This is a genomic window from Bradyrhizobium sp. (assembly GCF_049512235.1).
Taxonomy (GTDB): Bacteria; Pseudomonadota; Alphaproteobacteria; order Rhizobiales; family Xanthobacteraceae; genus Bradyrhizobium.
In genome coordinates, this window is sequence record NZ_JBEKXH010000055.1 from 21,791 (window position 1) to 29,969 (window position 8,179).

Here is an 8,179-nt window from a genome sequence, read left to right on the forward strand (position 1 = left end):
GGGCTAGTGAATTGCGGCATACATGATCTTGTCTTCGGTCGCGCCGGCGGCGTCGAACTCGGCCACAATGCGACCTAGCCGGGCGACCAGGATGCGGTCCGAGATGCTCAGCACCTCGGGCAGATATGACGAGATCACCACGACCGCCTTGCCTTCCTCGGCGAGCCGGCGGATCTGGGCATGGATCTCAGGGATGGTGCCGACGTCGACGCCCCGCGTCGGTTCATCGAAGATCACGATCGAAGGATCCTGCACCAGCGATTTCGCCACCACCACCTTCTGCTGGTTGCCGCCGGAAAGCTCGACGATCTTCGCCTTGCGCTGCAACGTGCTGATCTTCAGACGCTCCACCCAACGGCCGGCGAGCGTGTTGCGGACGAGCTTCGAAAGCAGGAAGCGCCAGCCGGCCTTGGTGGCGAGGTTGCCGATATAGATGTTGTCGTCCACCACCATGGTCTCGAAGAAGCCGTTCAGCTTGCGGTCTTCGGTGATGTAGGCGATGCCGTCGTCGATCGCCTGTTTCGGCACGCGGTAACGCACCGGCTTGCCACGCAGCTTGATGGTGCCGCCGTTGATCAGATTGCGCTTCAGGGCGCCGAAGATGATCTTGGCGATCTCGGTGCGACCGGAACCGATCAGTCCGGCGATGCCGACCACTTCGCCGGCATAGACCGAGAACGACATGTTCTTCACCACCATGCCCATGGTGACGTTCTCGACCGTCAGTACCTTCTCTCCGCGGGTGAGACGGGCGGCACCGCCGCGGGCGACCTCGGCCGCGCGGGCATAATGCGTTTGCGTGATGTCGCGGCCGACCATGTGCCGCACCAGCTTCTCGCGCGTCATCTCCGCCGTCTTCGCGGTGACCACCAGCTTGCCATCGCGCAGCACGGTGACGCGGTCGGAAATCTGCAGGGATTCCTCGAGCGCATGGGAGATGTAGATGATGGCAACGCCGCGGCCGCGGAGATCGCGAACCAGGTTGAAAAAATGAACGATCTCTTCCGGCGTCAGGCTGGCGGTCGGTTCGTCGAAAATGATGATGCGCGCCTTGTGGTAGACCGCGCGGGCGATTTCCACCATCTGACGCTTGGCGGTGCCGAGCAGCGCCACCGGCGTCGCGGGATCGATGTGGAAATTGAGCGACTGCAGCAGCTGCTGGGCCTGGATATTGAGGGTGCGAAAGCTGGTGAGCAGCTTCTCGTTGCCAAGCTCGATGTTCTGGGCTGCCGACATGGTCGGCACCAGGCTGGTTTCCTGATAGACCATGCAGATGCCGGCCTTGAGCGCGTCTCCCGGCTTGTCGAAATTGGCAAGCTTGCCGTCGACATACAGTTCGCCTGAGGTCAGCTTGATCGCTCCCGCGATGGCCTTGCAGAGTGTCGACTTGCCGGCGCCATTTTCGCCGACCAGGGCGTGGACTTCGCCGGGATAGAGATCGAAATCGATATTCTCGATGGCATGCACGCCGCCATAGATCTTGCTGCCATTGATCACGCGCAGCACCGGCTGCCTGCTGTTGGAAGCCGGCGCAGCGACCCGCTCCGGGGCGGCGAGAACCTCCGTCATCCCCGACCTCCCGCGCGGTCGAGCAGAACGCAGCCGCTGCCTTTTGACACGATCACCAGGCCCTGCCCGGTCTGGCATGCGGAGGTGATGCCGTGATAGCGGCCGCCGACCCGGCTGTGCAGACTCTGCGTCACGTCGCCTTCGTCATTGATGCGTACGAGCAGGCCGTATGAACGGGGCGGCGCCCAGGGCTTCTGAATCCCGAGCGCCTTGAGCCCGCCCCATTGCATCGGCTCGTGGCAATCCTCGCCAGATGTCAATGAGGGGCCTACCCAGTACCGGGGTTCGATGGTTCGCATCATCTCCTCGCGATAATCGTCCTCGCGGAGCACGAATTCGATGAGATGGGTTCGCACGGCGAAGAAGCTGAGCCAGAAGCCGCCGGCGGCGGCTTTGGCAAGGCGAGCAGGATAGCCGGGCAGATTGCCGTTCGCGGTCGTCACCGATCCGACTTGCTGCCCCTGCAGCGGAACATGACTGACGCCATGGCTCCAGCTTTCGGTAAACCACAGCGTCTTTTCATCCGGCGCAATGGCGAGACCATGGGGATAAGCGAGGTCACGCCGCAACACGGTCGGCCGGTCAAGCCCTGGTCCACAACCGACCAGCCACCCCAGCCGGTTCTTCTGCAGAAGATCGGCGCACCAATCCTCGGCGACGTTCCGGCTGCTGCCGTTGCACAGGAAAATGTTGCCATCCGGCGCCGCCGCGACGCTGGTCAGGCAGTTGAGCGGCTGATCGCCGGCCTGCAGCAGCCAGGTCTGTTTGCCCGCGCCATCGACCGCAGCCAGGCCATGACCGGAAACGCACACCAGAAGCCGGCCGTCCGGATGAATTGCAAGTCCGCCGGCATTGCCATCGAAGGTCGCGAAAACTCCGCGATCGAGGTAGCCCTCGCCCGCCAGACGCCATACCTGGCTGCCGCCGGAGACATAGAGCGCGCCATCCGGACCCTCGACCACGTCATCGGCGCCGGCAATCGGTTCGCCGATCGGGCTGCAAGCATCCAGCCGGTCATTTGGACTGAGCGCGCCGTCCATCGATGGAATCGCATGCTGCTCCCGCATCGGGAACATGATCTGCTCGACGTCGCGCCAAAAATAGGTGAGGAACCCCATGGACTAGCCTTTGTCGCGACGCTTGTTGCCCCAGTACGCCTCGAACCCCGACCATGTCGGATCGGCATCCCTCAGCTTGATCCGCCCGATACGGTTGTTTTCCAGCCCGCCAAGATAAAGGTAGCCCTTGTGCTCGCGCATCGAGGTCAGGGTGGAGTGATTTATCCCGGTCGGATCCCAGTAGGACTCCAGCACATCGCCGCCATCGGTGAATTTGAGCACGCAGCCATGGTTGAGACCGGGGGCCAACCATTCGTCGATCGGCACCTGCTTGGCCATCCGCAGCCGGAAGCCGGGCTTGCGCATCGCGAGGTCGAAAGCCGGAGACCGGATGCCCACCAGGGCAAGCCAATAGTTGCCATCGGAGGCCCGGTTGATATTATCCACGAAGCCGGGGAGATGCTCGATCAGAAGCTCGATCTCACCCTTCCTCGGCCCTTCGATCCAGTAGCGAAACACCTGGCACAGCGTTGTACTCGCAACCAGAACCGAACGGCCGTCGTGAGCGACGCAAATTCCATTCGGAAAGTGAAAGTGATTGATGGCGGTCCAGGTCTTACGGGTCGCCGGATCATAGACGACCAGGCGACCATTCGGCCGTCCTTCGATGATGTCGAGCGTATTGGTCGTCATTTCGTAACGGGTGGTGCAGTCGCTGAACCAGATTTTTCCGTCGGGACCGATGTCCAGATCGTCGGCCATGCGCAGCCGGCTGTCGTCGTTCAACTTGTACCAGGTGCGATTGGTCTCGTCGGTAATCTTGAACACTTCACCGCTCGGCTTGACGCCGTAGACACCCATTCCGGCGACCGCGACAATCAGATTCTCGTCCTTGTCGAACTGCATCCCGAGCGGCCGACCGCCGATATGGGCGAAGACCTCGCGGTGTTCCAGGTTCGGCCCGGAGAAACGAATGATGTTGCCGTCCCGGGTGCCACCGTAAACCCGATCCTGTCGGTCGAGGATGACGTCTTCGGGTCCTTCCACCTGGTCCAATCCGATCGCTTCGGCCTGGAGCAGCCGGTCGTTCTGGGCGAACGGCGTGCCGCTGTCGCGCCGCAGCGATGGCGCGGACGCCAGCGTCACCTCGGCCGGGTTGACGTAGATCTTCTGCACCGCCTTGCCGCGGTTCTTGGCCCATTTGACGTCGATGCCGACGGCGACCAGCAGGATGATGCCGATCATACCCGAAGTGACATAGCCGGGGATGCCCATGCGGACCAGACCGTTGGTCAGAGCAAAGATGATGATCGCGCCAATCATAGCCCGCCATACCGTGCCCTTGCCGCCGGCAAGAGAAACGCCCCCCAGCACGACGGCGGTGAGCGCCTGGAATTCCCAGCCGACCCCTGTCCTGGAATCCGCGCTGGCCTGCCGCGCGGCATAGAAGATACCGCCGGCGGCACAGAGCGCGCCCGACAGCACGTAGGTCGCAAACAACATTCGCTCCACCGGAATTCCGGCGTGGCGCGCCGCCTTGCGGCTCGCGCCGATCGCGGTGATGTGCCAGCCATAGCGTGACCGGCTCAGAAAGACGTGTCCGACGATCAGCACGAGAATCAAGACCGCGGCGTTGACGGGAACGCCAAGCACCAAGCCTTCGCCGAGATAGTCCCAGGCGTCGCTCTCGACCGAATTCGTCGCAAAGACGGTAGCGTATTTCTCGCTCAGGATGTTGACCGAGGCGCGCAGGATAATCAGCGTCACCAACGTGGTGAGGAACGGGCGCGCCTTGATGTAGCCGATCAATATCCCATTGATGCCGCCGATCGCGATTCCGACCCCGAGGGTGGCGATCGATACCAGCCAGGCCGGCCATCCCATGACGAACAGAAAGAACAGCGCGGCGAAGTTGCAGAGCGCAAAGTTGGCGCCGACACTGAGATCGATGCCGCCGGCAATCAGGCAGAATGCCATCCCGAGCGCGACGAAGCCGAACTCCGCGAACAGCCGCATCAGCGATTGAAAGTTGTCGAAGCTGGCATATCCCGGAACGGTGGCGGCGAAATAGATCAGCAGCCCGAGCATCAGCGTGAACGGAATGATCGGCTCGAACCACTGCTTCATCAGCAATTCCGAAAGCAGCAGCCGGGGCGAGTAACTCGCCCGAAGCCGCTTCGAGAAGCTGGTGGTATCCAGGGTTGTCATCGACATCAGTCCGGACTCCATCGACGGCTCGCTCCCGCCGCTTGTCCGGCGGGAGCGCCAGCCATTGCTGCCGCGCTACTTCGCCTTGGGCAATGCGAAGCAATTGGCGCCGCTGGCATTGGTCTTGTCGACCCAGACTGGCATCGTGAAATACGCCAGGTGCTGCGTCCCGGACTTCACGCCGGTCTCCAGAAGCGTGACCGCGGCGGCCACCAGGTCATGGCCTTGCTCGGTCGACTTGTAGTTCAGGAACCGGGTGAAATTGCCCTGGTTGATCTGATCGCAATCCAGTTGCGAACCCTCCCCCGACGCGTAGATCTTGACCTCGCCGATCTTGCCGGCGTTGCGGATCGCCTGCGCCGCACCTGATTCCATGATGCCCCAGAAGCCGACGCTGGCGCACAGATCCGGATGCTGCTGAATCACCGTGGCGGTTATGTTGAGCGCGGTGTTGGCGTCCCAATTGGCGGCCTGGTTCGAGACCACCTTGATGTTCTTGTCCTTGCTGAACACATCCAGCATGGCGCCAACCTGGTCCACGCTCGCCGCAGCCGTCAATTCGCCCTGCACGATCTGCACCTTGCCGGACTTGCCGGAGGCGGTGCCGCATTGGCTGACCACCTCGTCGGCCAGCAGGCGGCCGACTTCGTGCCAGTCGGCGCCGACGAATGCGTCCGATTTGTAATTCGACGCCATGTTGATCTGGATGACGTGCGTACCCTGGGCTTCGGCCCGCTTCATCTCCTTGGTCAGCAGCGTCACGCTGGGATTCTGCACGATCAGCACGTCGACCTTGTCGTTGACCAGTGCGGTCAGCGCCTGCAGCTGCGCCGCACTGTCGAAATTGGGATCGCGGACCACATATTTCATGCCGCGCCAGGCGGCTTCCTCTTCGATCATGCGACCCCATTCGGCGGCAATCGGCGCCGCCAGCGTGATCGGCAGGTAGGCGATCGTCTTGCCCTTGACCGACTTGTCGTAGTCGGCGCGCAGCTCATGGGCCGCCTTGGTTCCACCCTCGTCCTGCGCAACGGCAACAGATGGCGCCGCCAGGATTGCGGCCCAGGCGAGCGCGATGGCGGTCCCCGCCAGCAGTGGTCTACTCATCATGATCTGGTCTCCTCCTCGTTTGAAACAGGCGATTTGCCTTTATTGCCGGCCCAAGCCGGATTAACCCATCAGTCGCCCTGGCGCGCTGTCTCCTCGTCGCGGGGATGCAGCCAGTTGTCGAGCAGGATGGCTGCCAGCAGAACGACACCGCGAATGATGTTCTGGACCTCGCTGTTGACGTCCATGATGGTGAAGGCGTTGAGCAGCGTGCCGATCAGGGCACAGCCGACCACAACGCTGAATACGCTGCCGCGGCCGCCGATCAGGCTGATGCCGCCCAGCACGACGACGAGGATGACGTCAAACACCATCGTGCCTTGCGTGATCGACATCTGCATGCTGCCGGTCGTACCGATCCAGACCAGTCCAGCGAGCCAGGCCAGCAGCGCCACGATCAGGTATTCGAGCACGATCAGCGGTCGCAGCCCGATACCTGCGAGCCGGGCGGCCTCGGGATTGTCGCCTTGCGCATAGACGAACCGTCCGACGGAGGTTTTTGACAGGAAAAAATGCATGCCGATGGTCGCAACCAGAAACACGATGATGGGCATCGGCATGCCCAGCAGCAGCCCCTGTCCCGGATAAAGCAGCATCGGAGCATTCTTGGGGGCATAGACCACCCATGCGGGCGCGATCCAGAACGCCATTCCATAGATGACGAAGCTGGCCGCGAGCGTCACGAACAGCGGAGGCGCCTCGACAAAGGCGATGATGATGCCGTTGGCGGTCCCGATCAGAACGGCAATGAAGAGGGAGAGCAGCACGGCCCAGCCGATCGGCATGCCGTGTTCGATCTGCACCAGCGGGATAGACCATGCGGCGGCCATGATCGAAACCATGCTCAGATCGATACCGCGGCTGATGACGATCAGCCCCATTCCGAGACCAAGGATGCCCAGAATGGAAATGCTGCGCACCAGGTTGAGCAGATTGGTGATCGAAGAGAAGTCCCGCAGGGTGAAGCTGAAGACCAATAACAGCCCCAGCGTCAGCAACAGCACAATCTGCTCCTGCGACGGTTTCTTCAAAAGCTGCCCGAACAGACTGCCGATAACTCCATGCTCACTGTCAGCCGACGCATCCAACGCCATGGCAATCGCGCCTCCCGGTTTTTGTGCTTGGCTGGTTGCCCGCTTCGCTTGCCTTCATCGTGCCCCGGCGTGGCTTTGCAAGCAAGTCCGAGTTGCCCGGTCTTGAACGGAAGATCAGAGAATGAGGCCGCCGTCGACGACGATGGTCTGACCGGTGATGTAGGAAGCCAGGGACGAGGCCAGAAACAAGGCGGCACCGGCCATATCGGCCGGCGTGCCGAGGCGCTTCATCGGAATGTTCTGGATGGCACCTTGCAGCCGCCCGGGATTTTCCGTGGTGACCTTGGTCAGCTTGGTGTCGACAAGCCCCGGCGCGATGCCGTTGACCCGAATGCCATCCTCGGCCCACGCCTGTCCCAGCGTGCGGGTGAGACCCACCGCGCCGGTCTTGGAGGCGTTGTAGGCCGGATTTCCCTTGGTCGAATGATAGGCGGCCGTCGAACTGACGATGATGAGCGATCCCTGGCTTGCCTTCAGCATCCCATGAAATTTCGCGCTGCAGGCCATCAGCGACATCAGGTTGATCTCCAGCACCCTGCGAAATCCCTGCATTTCAAACTCGCCGCGCTTGTAGATGACGGTGCCTTGCGCGAGTACCAGCACGTCGAGCCGATCGAATGCCGGCTTGAACGTATCGAGCGCACTGGGGTCGCCGACATCGAGCCGAGCGTAGTGCAGGCCGTCGAGCGCGGAGCCTTCCTCGGCGGAATAGTCCTTCGCCGAGGCGCGCGTGCCGCAGACGTGAACATCCGCCCCCCTGGTGCGAAACGCCTGCGCAATTCCGTTGCCGATGCCGCTGGAGCCACCGATCACCAGAAGCCTCTTGCCTGCAAAGTTCAGCTCATCCATGCCGCTCTCCCGATCAGGTCGGTTGTATAAATCATTGGGCCTGATCCGGCTTGACGGGCACATTGTCAACCGTGAGACCATCGCACTGGCGTTGATTTTGACGTTTATTGCCGGCAAGATCGAGCGGCTGCTGATGCCGTGGCGCCGTCAGCTTTGATTTACAATCGGCCGTACAACAGCTCGGGAGTGCAACATGTCCAAGCGGGTCAGCAAAGCCAACAATATCAAATATGCCCTGTCCGGGAACGACAGCTTCATCGCCAGCGTCGATCCCGGCGAAACCTTCGTGGTGGA

Annotated in this window: 7 protein-coding genes; 1 reads left to right on the forward strand and 6 read right to left on the reverse strand. The window is 61.9% G+C overall.

Annotated elements, in window-relative coordinates:
* Positions 1 to 3: 3 nt before the first annotated feature.
* The 6 genes from ABSG20_RS07760 to ABSG20_RS07785 all read right to left on the reverse strand — a co-directional run bounded on the left by ABSG20_RS07760 (position 4) and on the right by ABSG20_RS07785 (position 7,885).
* A complete protein-coding gene (locus tag ABSG20_RS07760) occupies positions 4 to 1,569 on the reverse strand; it encodes a sugar ABC transporter ATP-binding protein (RefSeq protein ID WP_423863912.1) in 1,566 nt (521 codons plus the stop codon).
* Entirely contained in the window at positions 1,566 to 2,687 is a 1,122-nt protein-coding gene (locus ABSG20_RS07765) for an SMP-30/gluconolactonase/LRE family protein (RefSeq protein WP_423863913.1), read from the reverse strand. Before ABSG20_RS07765 ends, ABSG20_RS07760 begins: the two co-directional genes overlap by 4 nt.
* 3 nt (positions 2,688 to 2,690) lie before the next feature.
* A complete protein-coding gene (locus tag ABSG20_RS07770; RefSeq protein ID WP_423863914.1) occupies positions 2,691 to 4,841 on the reverse strand; it encodes an ABC transporter permease in 2,151 nt (716 codons plus the stop codon).
* Positions 4,842 to 4,910: 69 nt separating this feature from the next.
* Positions 4,911 to 5,945, reverse strand: a complete 1,035-nt coding sequence (locus ABSG20_RS07775) for a sugar ABC transporter substrate-binding protein (RefSeq protein WP_423863915.1) — start codon at positions 5,943 to 5,945, stop codon at positions 4,911 to 4,913.
* A gap of 68 nt (positions 5,946 to 6,013) precedes the next feature.
* Positions 6,014 to 7,036: an ABC transporter permease gene (locus ABSG20_RS07780; protein ID WP_423863916.1), complete on the reverse strand. Its 1,023-nt coding sequence runs from the start codon at positions 7,034 to 7,036 to the stop codon at positions 6,014 to 6,016.
* Positions 7,037 to 7,150: 114 nt separating this feature from the next.
* The gene (locus ABSG20_RS07785) at positions 7,151 to 7,885 is read right to left on the reverse strand and encodes an SDR family NAD(P)-dependent oxidoreductase (protein WP_423863917.1); all 735 of its coding nucleotides are present in this window, start codon (positions 7,883 to 7,885) and stop codon (positions 7,151 to 7,153) included.
* Between ABSG20_RS07785 and ABSG20_RS07790 the strand changes: the two genes are divergently transcribed.
* Entirely contained in the window at positions 7,884 to 8,042 is a 159-nt protein-coding gene (locus tag ABSG20_RS07790) for a hypothetical protein (protein WP_423863918.1), read from the forward strand. The two genes, ABSG20_RS07785 and ABSG20_RS07790, sit on opposite strands and share 2 nt — an antisense overlap.
* The last annotated feature ends 137 nt before the right edge of the window (positions 8,043 to 8,179 follow it).